Here is a 17,757-nt window from a genome sequence, read left to right on the forward strand (position 1 = left end):
GACGAAAACAGTAGCGGGAATCCCGACCGGTCGGCGGCCGAACCCGTTTGTCGGGTGAAATTTATACGGTCAGTCGCCTAACCGTCGGGTATGGGAATCCTCTCTCGCGCTTCGTACGTCCTCCGCTCGAAAGTGAACGCCGTCCTCAATAGGGCTGAAGACCCGACCGAGACGCTCGATTACAGCTACGAGCAGATGCGGGACGAACTGCAGGACGTCAAGCAGGGCATCGCGGACCTCACGACCCAGAAGAAGCGGCTCGAAATCCAGAAGCGGCGGCTGGAGGAGAACGTCGAAAAGCACAACGAGCAGGCGCGGGAGGCCGTCCAGCAGGACCGCGACGACCTCGCGCGGCGCGCGCTCGAAAAGAAGAAGTCGAAGATGAACCAGATCGAGGAGCTGGAAGGGCAGATTCAGGACCTCCAGTCGACGCAGGACCAGCTCGTCGAGAAGAAAGAGGAGCTGCAGAGCCGCATCGACGAGTTCAAGACGAAAAAGGAGACGATGAAGGCGCGCTACGAGGCCGCCGAGGCGTCGACGCGGGTGTCCGAGGCGATGACCGGCGTCGGCGACGAGATGGAGGACGTGAGCCGCGCAATCGAACGCGCCGAGGGCCGCACCGAGGAGATGGAGGCGCGGTCGCAGGCGATGGACGAACTCCAGGACACCGGCGCGTTCGACGACGCGCTCTCGGACAAAGACGAGATCGACCGGGAGCTCGAATCCGGGAAGGCCGACCGCGAGGTCGACGCGGAGCTCGAAACGCTGAAGTCCGAACTCGGCGGCGGCGCGACCGCGGCGGACGAGGCGGACGAGACGGCGGAAGCCGAGGTCGACGCGGACGCCGACACCGACGTGGACTCCGAGCTCGACGTCGACGCCGACGTCGAGCCGTCCGACGAGGAGGTCGAGGCGGAACTCGAAGAGCTCCGCGAGGAAGAGGAGTCGACGCAGTCGAAGTAGCGGGGAGCGCGTGAAGCGGTGCCGCGACGGTGCGGCTGTCCATCGGCTCGGCGACTGCCGGACGTTTCTTGTCGGTGTCGCCTGAAGCAGAGGTGTGACTGACGCGAGCGACCAGCCGAGCGACCTGCTCCGCGAACGCGCCTCCGAGAGCCGCTGGAAGCTCTGGTTCCTGCTGGAGGCGGACCGGCGGCTGGTCACGGGGACGCTGCTCGCCGTGCTGCTCGTCTCGTTTCTCGCCGCCGGCTACGCCATCCCGACCGCGGAGGGCGCGATTCGGACGAGCGACTCCGTCGACACGCTGTTTCAGGGTTTTCTCACGGCCACCATCACCGGCGTGACGCTCGTGTTGACCCTGAACCAGCTCGTGCTGTCGCAGGAACTCGGCGCCGTCGGCGACCAGCGCGAACGGATGCGCGGCGCGCTCGGGTTCCGCGAGGACGCGGCCGACCTCATCGACGCGCCGGTGGCCCCGGCGCGGCCCGCGCAGTTCCTGCGGGCGCTCGTGCAGGTCGCCGGGTCGCGCGCCGAGGAGCTCCGCGCCGCGGTCGCCGACAGCGACGACGACGACCTCCGTGAGGCCGTCGACAACCTCGCCGGCAGCCTCGTCGAGAACGCCGCCGAGGTCGGCGACAGCCTCGACGGCGCCCGGTTCGGCGAGTTCGACGTGCTGTCGGCGGCGCTGAACTTCAACTACTCGTGGAAGGTGTACGCCGCCCAGCGCATCCGCGGCGAGTACGGCGACGGCATGAGCGACGAGGCGAGCGACACCCTCGACCGGCTGACGGACGTCCTGGAGCTGTTCGGTCCGGCGCGCGAACACTTCAAGACGCTGTACTTCCAGTGGGAGCTCATCAACCTCTCGCGCACCATCCTCATCTCGGCGGTGCCGGCGCTGGTCATCTCCGGCGTCATGGTCGCCTTCTTCAACGACGCGACGTACCACGCCACGCTGTTCGGCGTCGAGACGCTCGTCGCCGTCATCGCCGTCACGGCGACGCTCGCCATGCTGCCGTTCTTGGTGCTGCTCGCGTACGTCCTCCGGATCGCGACCGTCACGAAACACACGCTCTCCATCGGCCCGTTCATCCTCCGGTCGACCGAGCAGGTCGAAGAGGTCGAGTGGGACGCGTAGACGGCCCGCTGCGCAACGGCTGCCTGAACGGCCGCGCGGACGGCCGACCGCAACCCCTTCCCGTTCCGGCCGCGGACGGCGATGCATGCGCGACACCTTCGAGGTCCGGGCGCACGACGCCGCGGGCCGCATCGGGGAGCTGACGGTTCCCCGCGCGGGGACGACCGTGGAGACGCCCGCGCTGCTCCCGGTCATCAACCCGAACATCCTCACCGTCGAACCGGCGAAACTGGAGTCGACGTTCGGCGCCGAAATCCTCATCACGAACTCGTACATCATCCGCGGCGACGACGACCTCGCCGAGCGCGCGCTCGACGAGGGCCTCCACGAGATGCTCGACTTCTCGGGCGCCATCATGACCGACTCCGGGTCGTTCCAGCTCGCGGAGTACGGCGAAATCGACACGTCGACGACGGAGATTCTGGAGTTCCAGCGCGACATCGGCAGCGACATCGGGACGCCGGTGGACGTGCCGACGCCGCCGGACGTGAGCCGCGAGCAGGCGGCGGCCGACCTCGAAACGACGCGGCAGGCGCTCCGCGACGCCGAGGATGTCGACGTCGGCGACATGCTGGTGAACGCGCCGGTGCAGGGCGCCACCTACCCGGACCTGCGAGAACAGGCCGGTCGGGAGGCGGCGGCGTCCGACCTCGACGTGTTCCCGGTCGGCGCGGTCGTGCCGATGATGAACAGCTACCGCTACGACGACATGGTGGACGCCGTCGCCGCCGCGAAACGCGGCCTCGACGCGGACTGCCCGGTCCACCTGTTCGGCGCCGGCCACCCGATGATGTTCGCGCTCGCCGTCGCGCTCGGCTGCGACCTGTTCGACTCCGCGGCCTACGCGCTGTACGCCCGCGACGGCCGCTACCTCACCGTCTCCGGCACCGAACAGCTCGACGACCTCGAGTACATGCCGTGCGCCTGCCCGGTGTGTCACCGCCACACGCCGGCGGACCTCCGCGCCGCCGACGCCGACGAGCAGGAGCGGCTGCTCGCCGAACACAACCTCCACGTCACGTTCGAGGAGCTGCGCCGCGTGAAACAAGCCATCCGCGACGGCGACCTGCTCGAACTGGTGGAGAAGCGCGCCCGCGGCCACCCGGCGATGCTCGACGGCTACCGCGCCATGCTGGAGCACGCCGACCAGCTCGAACGCGAGGACCGCGCCAGCAAGGGCGCGTTCTTCGGGCTGTCACACGAGTCGGCGCGGCGCCCCGAGGTGCGGCGGCACCACGACCGGCTCGACCGGCTCGCCGTCCCTGACAGCCTGCTGCTCTCGGAGTACGGGACGCCCTCCGAGCACACCTACGACGAGGTGTGGCGCGTCGAGCCGCCGTTCGGGCCGTTCCCGCGGGCGCTCTCGGAGACGTACCCGCTCACCGCCGAACTCCCCGACCGGACTGACGAGGCCGCAGAGCGCGCCGCCGCCGACGGCGTCGCGGCGCTCGTCGCGGCGAACCCGGACGCGGACGTGACGCTCGCACACGACGACTGGAGCGCCGACGCGCTCGCCCGCGTCCCCAACGGCGTCGAACTGGAGAACCTCGCCGGGCTGGGCGGCGACGGGAACGAAAGCGAATAAACCGTCGGTCACGGACGTGTTCGCATGACTGACTACTTCGAGGTCCACGAGCGGGACGCCGCCGCCCGGCTCGGGGAGCTCCGGCTCGCCTCGCCGGTGACGACGCCGGCGCTCGCGGACACCGTGGCGGACGCCGACGGCGGCAGCGTCGCCGACGCGGCCGCGGACGTCGCTGCCGACGCGGCAGCCGACGGCGCGTCCGCCGAAATCGACCTCGACGGTGTCCGCGTCGTCGACGCCGGGAGCCTGTGGAGCGCCGACCGGACCGTCCCGGAGGGCGACGACGACGCGCTGACCGTGCTCCCGCACCGGTCGTTCCCGGCGGGCACCCGCGACGAGGTCGTGGAGTCGTTCGCCGCGGAGTACCCCGACGTCGACGCCGCGACGGCGGCCGTCGTGAAGAGCGACGCGCCGACCGCCGGCGGCGCCGACGAGGCCCCGGTCGACGCCTACGTCGTCTCGGACGCGCAGGGGTTCGTCGGGCACGCCGCCGCGTTCGTCGACGCCGTCGTCTCCGTCCGTGAGGCGACGCCGACCGACACCGCGCTGTACCTCTCCGGCGTCGCGACGCCCGCGAACGCCGCGACGCTCGTCTACGCCGGCGTCGACCTGCTGGACGCGACCCGCGCCCGCATCAAGGGCTCGCAGGGCCGGTACCTCACGACGGACGGCGAGCGGTTCCTCGACGACCTCGACGAACTACCGTGCTCCTGTCCGGCGTGTCAGGTGCCCCGCGAGTCGTTCGACCGGCGCGACTGCGAGGCCCACAACGTGAACGCGCTCGCCGCGGAGCTCCGCCGGGTCCGCCAGCGCATCCGCGAAGGCCGGCTCCGCGACTACGTCGAGGGGCAGGCGCGACACGAGCAGTGGCTCACCGCGACGTTCCGCGAACTCGACCAGCAGTACGGCTACCTGGAGGAGCGGACGCCGGTGGTCCGCGACACCGAACTGACGGCGGCGACGAGCGACACGCTGCGCCGCGTCGAAATCCAGCGGTTCGCCGAGCGCGTCACGACCCGCTACCGGAACCGGTTCCGGAATCCGCTGGTGCTGGTGCCGTGTTCCGCCCGGAAACCGTACTCCGAGAGCCAGAGCCACCGGCAGTTCCAGGACGCCGTCCAGTACCGCGCGCACACCGCGTCGATGACGTCCCCCATCGGCGTCGTCCCGCAGGAGCTCGAACTGACGTACCCGGCACAGCACTACGACACCGTCGTCACCGGCCGGTGGTCCGAGGACGAAACGCAGTTCGTCGCGACGGTGCTCCGCCGGTACCTGGAGCGGAACGACTACCCGCGCGTCATCGCGCACGTCCCGGCGGACGGCTACCGAGAGATCTGCGAGCGCGTCGAGTCGCAGGTCGACGTCCCGTTCGAGTACACCGTCGACGACCACCCGACGACGACGGAGTCCATCGGGAACCTGATGCGGACGCTCGACGGCGAACTGAAGTACACGAAGCGGGAGCGCCAGCACAACACGGTGCGCGCGCTCGCCGACTACATGCTCGGCGACGGCGCCGGCGACGACCTGTTTTCGGACCTGCACACGAAGAGCCGCTACCCGAAACTGCAGGTCCGCGACGGCGACGGCGAACAGCTCGCGACGATGGTGCCGAACTACGGCGTCCTCGCCTTCACGCTCGCCGGCGCCCGCCGCTGGGTCGACAGCGACGCGCCGACCAAGACCGTCGAAATCGACGGCTTCGTGCCGCAGGGAAGCGTGCTCGCGCCCGGCGTCGTCGACGCTGACGACGACATCCGCGTCGGCGACGAGGTCGTCGTGGAGGGGCCGAAGGCGTTCGCCGTCGGCCGCGCGGAGATGTTCGGCGCCGAGATGCGCGACTCCACCCGCGGCATCGCCGTCCAGGTCCGGCACGTCGAGGAGCGCTGAGCGTCCGCACGAGAGCGCGTCACGGCGTTACGGCGCCGCGGCGACACCGCGCTGCGGCAGCCCCGGCACCCCGAACGCATCCGCGAACTGACAGTCCAAGCCGGTTTTACGGGTCGACCGCGTCAGGTCCGCTCATGACAGCAGACCGCTGGTGGGTGCGGCTCGCCGCCCGCTGGCTCGCGCGCGTCGACGGCGTCTCGGGGATGATTCGGCTGGCGATGCTCGGCCTGACCGGGCTCTCCACCGCGACGCTCACGCTCAGGCAGTACGGCCACGGCGAGTACGCGTGGCCGCTCATCGGCGTCACCCTCGTCGGCACGCTGATATTCACCTACCTGTACACGGAGGGCGGCGTGTGGAACCAGATGTCGCGCGACCGCCAGGACCTCTCGGCGAACTTCGCGCACCCGTCGATGCGGATGAACAACGAACTGCTGGCGCGCGCCGTCCTGGCGGCCCAGGAGAACCGCGAACTCACCGACGACGAACGGGAGGCCATCAAGAACGAACTCGACGACGCGTTCGAGGAGTTCCGCGACGGCATCGACCTGGAGCAGTAGACCGCGGCTCAGTCGGCGTCTTCGGTCGACCAGTCCCAGGCGTCCGGCGCGAACTCGCCGTCGTCTCGCGTCCACCACTCGGGCCCGTCGGCGTCCGCGTCGCCGTCCGCAGCCACGTCGCCGTCTGCGGCGTCGGTTCCGTCGACGGCCGCGTCGTCGTGGCCGGGGACCGTCAGGCCGTCGCAGAACAGGCTGTGCGTCTCGATGTCGCCGCGGTCGGGTGGTTCGGCCGGCCGGAACACGGCGCCGCCGTCGACGGCGACGAGTTCGGCGTCCGGCCGGTCGACGGCCGGCGGCTGGTTCGGGGCGTCGTCCCAGTCGTCGGGGAGGTCGTCGCGCCACTTCATGCTCGGACGGTGGCGGGCCACCGAAAAGGGAGCGAACGATTCGACGGACGCCGACAGCACCCGACGGCGGGCGGATTCGCGCCGAACGCCACGGCGCCGAACCGGACGGAGACGCCGCACCGAGAGATTTTTGTCGACACTGCTGAATCATCCCGGACGTGACACCACGGCAGCACCGGCTCGTCGAGGCGGCGCCCGGCGTCATCGCGGTGGCGACCGTCGGCTTCGCCGCGCTCGCGGGCATATTCGGAGGCGGCGGCGCCGGCGCGGCGGTCGCCGTGGTCGGCTGGCTCCTGCTCACTCCGCTGTCCGCGATACTCGGCGACGTCTTCGTCGGCGACGACGACTCGGAGACGGCTGCGTCCCTGTCGCGGTCGCGGTCGCAGTCGCAGTCGGACGCCGTCGGCGCGGAGCGCGACGCCGAGGCGGCCGACCCGGTCGAGCGGCTCCGGCAGCGGTACGCCGCCGGCGACATCGACGACGTGGAGTTCGAACAGCGGCTCGACACGCTCCTGGAGACCGAGGACGCCGACGCGGAGACCGCCCGCGAGCGGCTCCGCGAACGAAACAAATAACGGCGAGCCGACACCTCCTGCGGGCATGGTCCCCCGCTCCTCCCTCGTCGTCGCCGGCGTCGCGGGCGCCGCGGTCGCGCGGGAGCGACGCGCCGACTCGGCGTGAGCCGCCGTCGCCGCTCCGTTACCGACGGCCGACCGGCCGGCTGACCGGGAAGCGAACGCATACGTCCCCGGCGGCACAGCGACCCGTATGGACGATTCGGACCCGGAGACCCGCGTCGGCGTCGACGTCGGCGGCACCTTCACGGACCTCGTGACGGTGCGCGACGGCCGCGTCCGCGTGGACAAGACGCCGTCGACGCCGGCCGCGCCCGAACGCGGCGTGCTGACCGGCCTGCAGGACCTCGACGCGCCGCTCGGCGACGTCGACTTCTTCGGCCACGGAACGACGGTCGCGACGAACGCCGTCCTGGAGGGCGAGTGGGCCGACACGGCGCTCGTCACCACCGAGGGCTTCCGCGACGCGCTCGAAATCGGCCGGCAGGACCGCCCCGACATCTACGACTTCGACGCGGAGAAGCCCGCGCCGGTGGTCGAACGCGACCGGCGGTTCGAGGTGCCCGAGCGCGTCGACGAGCGCGGCGACGTGCTCGAACCGCTCGACGAGGCCGCGGTCCGCGACCTCGCCGCCGACCTCCGCGAGCGCGACGTGGACAGCGTCGCCGTCTCGCTGCTGTTCAGCTTCGAACGCCCCGACCACGAGCGCCGCGTCCGCGACCTGCTCCGGGCGGCCGGCGTCGACGCCTCCGTGTCGCTGTCGAGCGACGTCCTCCCGGAGATTCGCGAGTATGAGCGGACGCTCGCGACGGCGCTGAACGCGGCGCTGAAGCCGGTGATGGACGACTACCTCGGCGCGCTCGCCGACGGCGCCGCCGACCGCGGACTCACCGCCCCGCTGCGCGTCATGGGGTCGAACGGCGGCCTGATGGCGGCCGAGGCGGCCCGCGACCGCCCGGTCAACACGCTGCTGTCCGGCCCGGCCGCCGGCGTCCGCGGCGCCACCTACGTCGCGGGCCGCCGCGGCGTCGACGACCTCGTCACGATGGACATGGGCGGGACGTCCTGCGACGTCTCGCTGGTCCGCGGCGGCGACCCGCTCGTCACCACCGACACCGAGGTCGGCGACTACCCGGTGTCGGTCCCGACCGTCGACGTCCACACCGTCGGCGCCGGCGGCGGGTCGGTCGCCCACGTCGACGCCGGCGGCGCGCTCCGCGTCGGCCCCGCCTCCGCCGGCGCCGACCCCGGCCCAATCTGCTACGGCCGCGGCGGCGCCCGCCCGACCATCACTGACGCGCACCTGCTGCTCGGCCGCATCGACCCGGCGGGGTTCCTGCCGGACGCGCTCGGCCGCGACGCCGACGCGGTCCGCGACGCCTTCGAACCGCTCGCGGCCGCCGTCGGCGGCGACGTCGAGGACGCGGCCGCCGGCGTCCTCCGGGTCGCCAACGCCGACATGGAGCGCGCGCTCCGCGTCGTCAGCGTCGAGCGCGGCTTCGACCCCCGCGAGTTCGCGCTCGTCGCGTTCGGCGGCGCCGGCCCGCTGCACGCCACGGCGCTCGCCGAGAGCCTCGGCATCCCCGAGGTCGTCGTGCCGCGCGCCGCCGGCGTGCTCTCCGCGCTCGGCCTGCTCATCAGCGACGTCGTCTACGACTACTCCACGTCGATGGTGCGCGAGTGGGACGCGGTCGACGCCGCCGACCTCGCCGCCGTCTACGAGGAGTTCGAGCGGTCGGGCCGCGAGGAACTGGCCGCCGCCGGCCGCGACGTCGACGAGATGCGGTTCGAGCGCACCGTCGACCTCCGGTACGCCGGCCAGTCGTTCGACCTCTCCGTTCCGGTCGCCGACGCCGGCGCCGGCGACGCAGCAGGCACCGCCGGCGACGCAGCCAGCGACACCGGCGGCGCCGACGGGGCGGCGTTCGACCTCGACGCCATCGCCGAGCGGTTCCACGACGCCCACGAGCGCCGGTACGGCCACGCGGCCCGCGACGAACCGGTCGAACTGGTGACGGTTCGGCTCCGCGCCCGCGGCCTCGTCGAACCGCCGGACCTCGCCGCGGCGCACCGCGACGGCGACGTCGACGACGCGGTCCGGGAGACGCGCCGCGTCGTCTTCGGCGGCGACGACCACGCGACTCCGGTGTACGACCGGACCGCGCTGCCGACCGACGCCGCCGTCGACGGCCCGGCGGTCGTCGAAGGCCCCGAGAGCACCGTCGTCGTCCACCCCGGGCAGACCGCGAGCGTCGACGGCGACGCGAACCTCGTCGTCGCCACCGGAGGTGACGGCGAATGACCGACCGGGACGCGGCGCGGGACGCCGAAGCCGAGGACGGCGTCGGAGTCGGCGCCGACGCCAATGCTGACGCCGGCGTCGATTCGGTGACGCTGGAGGTGCTGCGGAACGCCTGCGAGGCGGTCGCCGAGGAGATGAACGCGACGCTCGTCCGGACGGGCTACTCGCCGAACATCAAAGAGCGGCAGGACTGCTCGACGGCGCTGTTCGACGCCGACGGCGAGATGGTGGCGCAGGCCGAGACGATGCCGGTTCACCTCGGCGCGATGCCGTACTCCGTCGCGGCCGCCGTGGAGGCGTTCCCGCCGGAGACGCTGTCGCCGGGCGACTCGGTGCTGCTGAACGACCCGTTCCGCGGCGGCGCACACCTCCCGGACCTGACGCTCGTCACGCCCGTCTTCGACGACCGCGGCCGCGACGACGACGGCTCCGGCGGCGCCGACGGCGTGGACGGCGATGGCGGCCCGGAACTGCTCGGGTTCGCCGCGAACCGGGCGCACCACGCCGACATCGGCGGCTCCACCGCCGGCAGCGTCGCCGCGGACTCCACCGAAATCTACCAGGAGGGCCTCCGGATTCCGCCGGTGAAACTCGAAACGGGCGGCGCGGCTGGCGCCGTCGACGACGGTGCTGGCGGCACGGCTGACGGCGGCGGCAGCGACGGCGACGCGGCCGACGTCGCGGCCGCGGAGGCGGCGGGCGAGGTTCGCGACGACGTGCTGTCGATGATTCTGGCGAACGTCCGGACGCCCGAGGAGCGCCGCGGCGACCTGCGCGCGCAGATCGCGGCGAACGCGACCGGGCGGCGCCGACTCCGCGAGGTCGCCCGCGAACACGGCGACGACTTCGCGCCGGCGCTCGACGCCATCAAGGACTACTCCGAGCGCCGGATGCGCGCCGAAATCCGCGACCTCCCCGACGGCGTCTACGAGTTCCGCGACGTGCTCGACGACGACGGCCGCGGCAACACGGAGCTCGCGGTGGACGTGACGCTAGAAATCGACGGCGACGGCGTCGCGGTCGACTTCGACGGCACCGCCGCGCAGACCGACGGCCCGGTGAACGCCGTCTTCGCCGTCACCGCCTCGGCGACGTACTACGCGGTGCGCTGCGTCACCGACCCGGACATCCCGCCGAACCACGGCTGTTACCGACCCATCGACATCGACGCGCCGGCGGGCACCATCGTGAACCCGGAGCCGCCGGCCGCCGTCGTCGGCGGGAACCTGGAGACGTCCCAGCGCGTCACCGACGCCGTGCTCGGCGCGCTCGCGCAGGCCGCGCCGGGCGCCGTCGCGGCTGCTGGGCAGGGGACGATGAACAACGTCACGTTCGGCGGTACGGACCCGCGCACCGGGACGCCGTACGCCTTCTACGAGACGCAGGGCGGCGGCTTCGGCGGCCGCGCCGGCGGCGACGGCATGGACGGCGTCCACGTCCACATGTCGAACACGCTGAACACGCCCGCCGAGGTGCTGGAGACGGCGTACCCGCTCCGCGTCGACCGCTACGAACTCCGGCCGGACTCCGGCGGCGCCGGCGAGCACCGCGGCGGCCTCGGCCTCCGCCGGGACATCCGCGTCCGCGGGCACACCGCCCGGTTCAGCCTGCTCGCCGACCGCCACGTCTCCCGGCCGTACGGGCTGGCCGGCGGCGACGACGGCGCGAACGGCGCGGCGTACCTCGTCGACGACGACGGCGACGACCTGGAGAAACTGGCGGCGAAACACACCCGCGACCTCGGCGACGGCGACGTGGTCAGCGTCCGGACGCCCGGCGGCGGCGGCTACGGCGACCCCGCCGACCGCGACCGCGACGCCGTCCTGCGGGACCTCCGGCTCGGCAAACTCACGGCGTCGGCGGCGGCGGACCGGTACGGCGTCGACGACGCGGAGTAGTCAGTCGTCGGCGGTGGCGTCGCCGCGGTCCGTATCGCCCCGGTCCGGGTCGTCGCCGACGCGCTCGGCGCGTTCGTCCGGGCCGAGCAGCGGCGTCCCGTCGGCTCTCGGGCCGAGCGTCGGGCCGTGCGGCGCGTCGTCCGGGTGGATGCGGCGGGTGGTCCGGTAGTCGGTCGAGCGCTCGACGGGGACGCGGCCGACGCTCGTCACCATCTCGACGTAGTCGTCGAAGCTGCGGAACTCGCCGAAGCTCCCGCCGGCGCGCTTCGTGATCTCCTCCGAGAGGATGGTGCCCATGAAGTCGTTCGCGCCGCACGACAGCGTCTTCAGCGCCTTCTCGTCGCCGTACTTCACCCACGACGTCTGGATGTTGTCGACGTTGTCCAGAAACAGCCGGGCGACGGCGATGAGCAGTTCGTCCTCGTCGTCGGAGGCGCCGCCGTCGACGACGCCGTGTTCGAACAGCGGCGTGCGCTCGTGGACGAACGACAGCGGGACGAACTCGGTGATGCCGCCGGTTTCGTCCTGCAGGTCGCGGATGCGTTTCAGGTGGACGACGCGGTGCATCTCGGTTTCGACGTGGCCGTACATCATCGTGGAAGTGACGTCGAGGCCGGCGTCGACGGCGCCGCGGATGGCGTCCATCCAGCCCGCCGTGTCGATTTTGCCGGGGCAGATGACGTCGCGCACCTCGTCGACGAGAATCTCGGCGGCGGTGCCGGGCGCCGAGTCGAGGCCGGCGTCCGCGAGCGTCTCGTACACCTCGCGGTAGCTCCAGTCGGTGCCGCGGCGGGCGTGGTACGCCTCCTCCGGCGTCACCGAGTGGAGGTGGACGTCGTCGACCGACATCGCCCGCATCTGCTCGACGTACGTCCCGGGGTCGACGGCGTAGCGCTCGGGCGGCTTGTAGTTCACGTCGCGCGCCGGGTCGTCGTGGCCGCGCAGAATCTCGTGGTGCTCGTCGGTGAGCGCGAACGCCGGGTGGAGCCCGGACACCGACGTGACCTCGGAGACGCCGCGGTCGACGGCCGCGCGGACGACGTCGCGGGACTCGGCGGGCGTCTTCGTGAAGCCGGCGTGGTCGCCGTCGTGGTCCGCCTCGAACTGGTGGGCGGTGTCCTTGAAGTTGCAGAACAGACAGCCCGTGTTGCAGGCCGTCGTGACGTTGTTGTTGACGTTCGCGACGAACGTCACCGCCTCGCCGACCCGCTCGGCGCGGCGGCGGTCCGCGAGTTCGAGCACCTGCTCTTTCCGCCGCTGGTCGATGCCGTCCGCGTCGGTGCCGGTGGTGAGCAGTTCGACGCCGTCGTCGACCGTCAGCCGGACGCCGTCGCGCGCCTTCGCCAGCGCGTTCTCGAACGACTGGTCGGTCTCGGGGACGTGTTCGAAGCCGAAGTCGTCGGGGTCCAACTCGGCCGCTGACGGTCCGCTCATGGACTGGACGGTGCGGCCGAACCGTCAAAAGTGAGGCGGTCCCCGGAACCCTGCACGAACACGCATACCTCCGCCGCGATTCGGCGCGTCTGTGGGCACAGGAGTGAAAGATTCATGTGCCGTGGCGCCGCGCCTCCACGCATGACGAGCGTCAAGGAGTTCCTCGTCGACCGCGAGCCGACCGCCGACTCGCCCGGCGCCGGCCGGTTCGCGTTCACCGACGACTACTCCGTCTTCGACTGGGGGAAGATGCCCGACCCGATTCCCGGGAAGGGCGCGTCGCTGTGCACGATGGGCGCGTACAACTTCGAGCGGCTCGAAGCCGCCGGCGTCCCGACCCACTACCGCGGCGTCGGCGCCGACGCGGCCCCGCTCGCCGCCGTCGACGACCCGCCGCGCGAACTCGCCGTCGACCTCGTGCAGGTACCCGAACTCCCGTTCTGCGGCGACGGCGACGGCTACGACTACGACGCCTTCCACGCCGACGCCGGCAGCAACTACCTCGTGCCGCTCGAAATCGTGTTCCGCAACACGGTCCCCGTCGGCTCCAGCCTCCGGCGCCGCGCCGACCCGCGCGACGTCGGCGTCGACCGCGACGACTGGCCCGCCGGCCCCGTCGACCTCCCGGAGCCGGTCGTCGAGTTCTCCACGAAGTACGAAGAGCAGGACCGCTACCTCGACCGCGCCGAAGCGGACCGCATCGCCGGCGCCGCCGACGTCGCCGACCTCGAAGCGCTCGCGCGCCGCGTCAACGACGTCGTCACGGCGCGCGCCGCCGACGCCGGCTTCGTCCACGAGGACGGCAAAATCGAGTGCGCGTCCGTCGACGGCGACGTCGTCGTCGCGGACGTCGTCGGCACCTTCGACGAGAACCGGTTCGCCTACGGCGGCCAGGAAGTGTCGAAAGAGGTCGTCAGACAGCACTACAAGCGCGAACACCCCGACTGGGTCGACGCCGTCAGCGACGCGAAAGCCCGCGCCGACCGCGAGGGCGTCGCCGACTGGCGCGGGCTCTGTTCGGCGTCGCCGCCGCCGCTCTCCGCCGACGTCGTCGACGCCGTCGCCGACATGTACGCCGCCGGCGCCAACGCCTACACCGGCACCGACTGGTTCGACGCGCCCGGCATCGACGCCGCCGTCGACCGCGTCCGCGACCTCTGAACTGCGGCGTCGACGCGCTCGACCGCTCCGACGATGTCGAGCATCTCGCGAACCGGGCGCGTGAACGGCGCCTCGGTGCGGCGGGGCGCGAAGAACAGCGGCGGCGAGTGACACAGCGAGAACGAAGGCGAGCGCGAGCGGGGCAGCGTCGCGGCGGTTACTCGGCGGGCGGCGCCGCGGCGGTCGGCGTCGACTCGGCGACCGCGCCGAGGTCGTACTCGTCGGCGTCGACGCCGTCGCGGAGGTCGACGCGGCCGCGGCGGACGACGAGCGCGTCGTCGAGGTGCGCGCGGAGCGCCTCGACGAGCGCCTCCGCCTCCAGCGGCTGTCCGCGCGCCTTCAGGTCGTCGACGTCGGCGGTCGGCGGCACCGCGAAGCCGCGCTGGGCGATGATCGGGCCCTGGTCGAGGTCGGTGGTGACGTAGTGGGCGGTGACGCCGGCGACGCGCGCGCCGCCCTCGACGGCCTGCCGGTACGCCTCAGCGCCCGGGAACGCCGGGAGCAGCGACGGGTGGACGTTGACGATGCGGCCCTCGTAGCGGAACACGACCTCCGGCGAGAGGATGCGCATGAACCGGGCGAGCGCGACGCAGTCGACGTCGTGGTCGTCGAGCAGGTCCAGCAGCCGGTCCTCGTCGTGGCTGCCGGACTCGTCGCCGACGTCCGCGAACGGCACGTCGAACTCGTCGGCGAGCGGCGCCAGAGTGTCGTGGTTCCCGGCGACGACCGCGACTTCGGCGTCGAGCGTCCCGTCCTCGCAGGCTTCGAGGACGGCGCGGGGCGCGTGCTCCTCGCGGGTGACGAGCAGGCCGATGCGGCTCCCCTCCTGTTCGTGCGGGAACCGCACCTGGATGTCGACGTCGAGGTCGTCGGCGAGGTCGGCGAAGTCCTCTCGGAGCGTCTGCGGCTTGCACACCATCTCGGACGTGTCGGCGTGCAGCCGCATCCGGAACACGCCGTCGCGGACGTCCTGGTCGAGGTCCTCGATGTTGCAGCCGCGCTCGAACAGCAGCGAGGTGACCTGCGCCACCAGTCCGGTCGCGTCGGCTCCCACGACGACGATCTCGGTGTGTCTCATCGGCGGTTCACCTCGCGCTGGTCGAGTCTGACCATGGAGTGGCGAGGGCGGCCTGCGGTATGCCGTTGTCGCTCTCCGCGACGGTTGCCATCCACGAACGTGTACAGCGACCGAGACCCAAAACGGATTTTAGGCACGACTACGCACCTGCACCCGATGACCGCCTACACCGCGACGGTGACCGTCCGGCTGAAGCGCGGCGTGCTCGACCCGGAGGCCGAAACCACGAAGCAGGCGCTCGAACGCCTCGGCTTCGAACTGGACGCGCTCCGGTCTGCGGACCGCTTCGAACTGGAGTTCGACGCCGCCGACGCCGACGCGGCCCGCGACCGCGCCGGCGAGATGGCCGAACGGCTCCTCGCGAACCCGACCATCCACGACTACGACGTCGCCGTCGAGGAGCGATGATTTCGGTCGTGCAGTTCGGCGGGTCGAACTGCGACCGCGACGCCGTCCGCGCGCTCGAACACCTCGGCGTCGACGCCGAACGCGTCTGGCACGCAGACGGCCTCCCCGACGACACCGACGGCGTCGTCATCCCCGGCGGCTTCAGCTACGGCGACTACCTCCGCGCCGGCGCCATGGCCGCCCGCACCCCGATCATGGACGAGGTCCGCGCCGCCGCTGACGACGGCGTCCCGGTGCTCGGCGTCTGCAACGGCGCCCAGATCGGCTGCGAGGCCGGCCTCACCGACGGCGCGTTCACGACGAACCGCTCGGCGCGGTTCCAGTGCGAACGCGTCCACCTCCGCGTCGAGCGCGCGGACACGCCGTGGACCGCCGCCTACGACCGCGGCGACGTCATCGAAGTCCCCATCGCCCACGGCGAGGGCCGCTTCGAAATCCGCGAGGACCGCCTCGCCGACCTCCGGGCGGACGACCGCGTCCTGTTCCGCTACTGCGACGCCGACGGCGACGTCACGGACGACGCGAACCCGAACGGCTCCACCGACAACGTCGCCGGCATCCTCGGCGCCCGCGAGACGGTCGCCGTCATGATGCCCCACCCCGAGCGCGCCACCCTCCCCGACGTCGGCGGCGTCGACGGCCAGGGCGTCCTCCGGGCGTTCGCCTGACCGCGCCGACCCGACGAACTCACCGACTATCCTGGGAAATCAGCGCGGCCCTGCCACCGACTGGTTACAAGATATATGTTCACGGGGCTCTTCCGTACTGACCTGAACGAATCCGCTCCGGACGCGGCGCGGACGACGACCCACCCCTAATGACGACACAACAGCTCGACTCCGACCTGGAGGCGCTCGTTCGCTACTCCGAGGACATCCTCTCGGTGCTCGACGAATCCGGCGTGTTCCAGTACAAGAGCCCGGCCATCGAGCGCGTGCTCGGCTACGAGCCGGGCGAGCTCGTCGGCGAGTCCGCGTTCGACTACGTCCACCCGGACGACCGCGACGAGGTCCGCGAGACGTTCATGGAGGTCGTCGCCGGCGACGACGAGACGACGCGGACGGCGCGGTTCCGGTTCAAACACGCCGACGGCTCGTGGGTGTGGCTCGAAGCCGTCGGAAGCCGGTCGGCCGCCGACTCCATCGGCGGCTTCGTCGTCAACTCCCGCGACGTCACGGCGAACCGGCGGCTCCAGTCGGAGCTCGAAGCCAGCGTCTCGGCGCTGCACGAACTGTACGAAATCGCCTCCGACACCGACCTGACGTTCGACGAGAAGGTCGGCCGCGTGCTGCGGCTCGGCCGGACGCGGCTCGACCTCCCGTACGGCTTCGTCACCCGCACCACGGAGTCGAGACAGATAATCCTCGCCGCCGAGGGCGACCACGAGCTGCTGCAGGCCGGCGAGTCGTGCCCCATCGAGGAGTCGTACTGCCGGAAGACCATCGACACGGACGGCCTGCTCGCCATCGACGACGCCGTCGCCGCCGGCTGGGAGTCCGACCCGGCGTACGAGAAATTCGGGCTCGGCAGCTACGTCGGCGGGAAGCTCGTCGTCGACGGCGACCTGTTCGGGACGCTGTGTTTCGCCTCCCGGGAGGCGCGCGACGCCGACTTCACGGAGAGCGAGCGGACGTTCGTGGAGCTGGCGAGCCGGTGGCTGGGCTACGAACTCGAACAGCGCCGGTACCAGCAGGAGCTCGAACGGCAGAACCAGCGGCTCGACCAGTTCGCGAGCGCGGTCAGCCACGACCTGCGGAACCCGCTGAACGTCGTGCAGGGCAGACTGGAGCTCGCCGCGGACCGCTACGGCCCCGACGACGACATCGACGCCGCCGCGGAGGCGCTGGAGCGGGCGTTCACCCGCATCGAGGAGATGCTGGAGTTCGCCCGGATGAGCCGGTCGATGGAGGAGACCGAGCCGGTGTCGATTCCGGACGTCGCCGCGGAGGCGTGGTCGCTCGCCGGCGACGACGCCGGGACGCTCCGGGTGGCGGACGACCTCGAAACCGTCGAGGGCGACCGGTCGCGGCTCCTCCGGCTGTTCGAGAACCTCTTCCGGAACGCGGTCGAACACGGCGGCAGCGACGTCACCGTCACGGTCGGCCCGCTCCCGGGCCGACTCGGCTTCTACGTCGCGGACGACGGCCCCGGAATCCCGCCGGAGAACCGCGACAGCGTCTTCGAGTACGGCTTCACGACGCGGCAGGGCGGCAGCGGCTTCGGCCTCGCGATCGTGAAAGAAATCGCGGCGGGCCACGGCTGGAACGTCTCCGTCACGGACAGCGACGACGGCGGCGCACGCTTCGAGTTCGTCGGCGCCGACGCGACCTGACCGCGAAGAACCAGACAGTTCCGCCGGCACCTCGGACGCGGAGCGGTCCGCGCGGCTCGGCCTCGGCGAGGTAATCTCCCCGAATCGCG

The 17,757-nt window shown here is 71.9% G+C and carries 15 protein-coding genes; 12 read left to right on the forward strand and 3 right to left on the reverse strand.

The features are described from left to right. The first annotated feature begins 90 nt into the window (after window positions 1-90). The 5 genes from ACQUST_RS01860 (at window position 91) to ACQUST_RS01880 (ending at window position 6,133) form a co-directional block, all read left to right on the forward strand. Window positions 91-963, forward strand: a complete 873-nt coding sequence (locus ACQUST_RS01860; protein ID WP_435124255.1) for a PspA/IM30 family protein — start codon at window positions 91-93, stop codon at window positions 961-963. Window positions 964-1,057: 94 nt separating this feature from the next. Next, window positions 1,058-2,095 carry a hypothetical protein gene (locus tag ACQUST_RS01865; RefSeq protein ID WP_435124256.1) on the forward strand — a complete coding sequence of 346 codons (1,038 nt, stop codon included), beginning with the start codon at window positions 1,058-1,060 and terminating at the stop codon, window positions 2,093-2,095. Window positions 2,096-2,180: 85 nt separating this feature from the next. Continuing rightward, the gene (tgtA, locus tag ACQUST_RS01870; protein WP_435124258.1) at window positions 2,181-3,680 is read left to right on the forward strand and encodes a tRNA guanosine(15) transglycosylase TgtA; all 1,500 of its coding nucleotides are present in this window, start codon (window positions 2,181-2,183) and stop codon (window positions 3,678-3,680) included. Window positions 3,681-3,704: 24 nt separating this feature from the next. Then, window positions 3,705-5,573, forward strand: a complete 1,869-nt coding sequence (gene arcS / locus ACQUST_RS01875) for an archaeosine synthase subunit alpha (RefSeq protein WP_435124259.1) — start codon at window positions 3,705-3,707, stop codon at window positions 5,571-5,573. Between the two features lie 134 nt (window positions 5,574-5,707). Further along, window positions 5,708-6,133: a hypothetical protein gene (locus ACQUST_RS01880; protein ID WP_435124261.1), complete on the forward strand. Its 426-nt coding sequence runs from the start codon at window positions 5,708-5,710 to the stop codon at window positions 6,131-6,133. A gap of 8 nt (window positions 6,134-6,141) precedes the next feature. Here ACQUST_RS01880 and ACQUST_RS01885 read toward each other — a convergent pair whose 3' ends face one another. Then, complete coding sequence (locus ACQUST_RS01885) at window positions 6,142-6,480, reverse strand: hypothetical protein (RefSeq protein WP_435124263.1); 339 nt, start codon at window positions 6,478-6,480, stop codon at window positions 6,142-6,144. A 158-nt stretch (window positions 6,481-6,638) separates the two neighbouring features. Here ACQUST_RS01885 and ACQUST_RS01890 point away from each other — a divergent pair, with 158 nt between their 5' ends. The 3 genes from ACQUST_RS01890 to ACQUST_RS01900 all read left to right on the forward strand — a co-directional run bounded on the left by ACQUST_RS01890 (window position 6,639) and on the right by ACQUST_RS01900 (window position 11,255). After that, complete coding sequence (locus ACQUST_RS01890; RefSeq protein ID WP_435124264.1) at window positions 6,639-7,055, forward strand: SHOCT domain-containing protein; 417 nt, start codon at window positions 6,639-6,641, stop codon at window positions 7,053-7,055. A 193-nt stretch (window positions 7,056-7,248) separates the two neighbouring features. After that, window positions 7,249-9,357, forward strand: a complete 2,109-nt coding sequence (locus ACQUST_RS01895; RefSeq protein WP_435124266.1) for a hydantoinase/oxoprolinase family protein — start codon at window positions 7,249-7,251, stop codon at window positions 9,355-9,357. Further along, entirely contained in the window at window positions 9,354-11,255 is a 1,902-nt protein-coding gene (locus tag ACQUST_RS01900) for a hydantoinase B/oxoprolinase family protein (protein WP_435124268.1), read from the forward strand. The genes ACQUST_RS01895 and ACQUST_RS01900 overlap by 4 nt, the downstream gene beginning before the upstream one ends. Here ACQUST_RS01900 and cofH read toward each other — a convergent pair whose 3' ends face one another. Further along, entirely contained in the window at window positions 11,256-12,689 is a 1,434-nt protein-coding gene (gene cofH, locus ACQUST_RS01905) for a 7,8-didemethyl-8-hydroxy-5-deazariboflavin synthase subunit CofH (protein ID WP_435124270.1), read from the reverse strand. Between the two features lie 141 nt (window positions 12,690-12,830). Here cofH and ACQUST_RS01910 point away from each other — a divergent pair, with 141 nt between their 5' ends. Next, on the forward strand, window positions 12,831-13,850 hold the full coding sequence (locus ACQUST_RS01910; protein ID WP_435124272.1) for a phosphoribosylaminoimidazolesuccinocarboxamide synthase: 1,020 nt from the start codon (window positions 12,831-12,833) through the stop codon (window positions 13,848-13,850). Window positions 13,851-14,007: 157 nt separating this feature from the next. Here ACQUST_RS01910 and ACQUST_RS01915 read toward each other — a convergent pair whose 3' ends face one another. Then, window positions 14,008-14,928: a formyltetrahydrofolate deformylase gene (locus ACQUST_RS01915; protein WP_435124273.1), complete on the reverse strand. Its 921-nt coding sequence runs from the start codon at window positions 14,926-14,928 to the stop codon at window positions 14,008-14,010. Between the two features lie 156 nt (window positions 14,929-15,084). Between ACQUST_RS01915 and purS the strand changes: the two genes are divergently transcribed. From purS to ACQUST_RS01930, 3 genes are all read left to right on the forward strand, one after another. Next, complete coding sequence (purS, locus tag ACQUST_RS01920; protein WP_435124275.1) at window positions 15,085-15,336, forward strand: phosphoribosylformylglycinamidine synthase subunit PurS; 252 nt, start codon at window positions 15,085-15,087, stop codon at window positions 15,334-15,336. Beyond that, complete coding sequence (gene purQ / locus ACQUST_RS01925) at window positions 15,333-16,004, forward strand: phosphoribosylformylglycinamidine synthase I (protein WP_435124276.1); 672 nt, start codon at window positions 15,333-15,335, stop codon at window positions 16,002-16,004. Before purS ends, purQ begins: the two co-directional genes overlap by 4 nt. Window positions 16,005-16,153: 149 nt before the next feature. After that, window positions 16,154-17,668 carry an ATP-binding protein gene (locus ACQUST_RS01930; protein ID WP_435124278.1) on the forward strand — a complete coding sequence of 505 codons (1,515 nt, stop codon included), beginning with the start codon at window positions 16,154-16,156 and terminating at the stop codon, window positions 17,666-17,668. Window positions 17,669-17,757: the final 89 nt, after the last annotated feature.

The sequence above is a fragment of the Halobaculum sp. D14 genome, assembly GCF_051195135.1.
Taxonomy (GTDB): domain Archaea; phylum Halobacteriota; class Halobacteria; order Halobacteriales; family Haloferacaceae; genus JBNTKA01.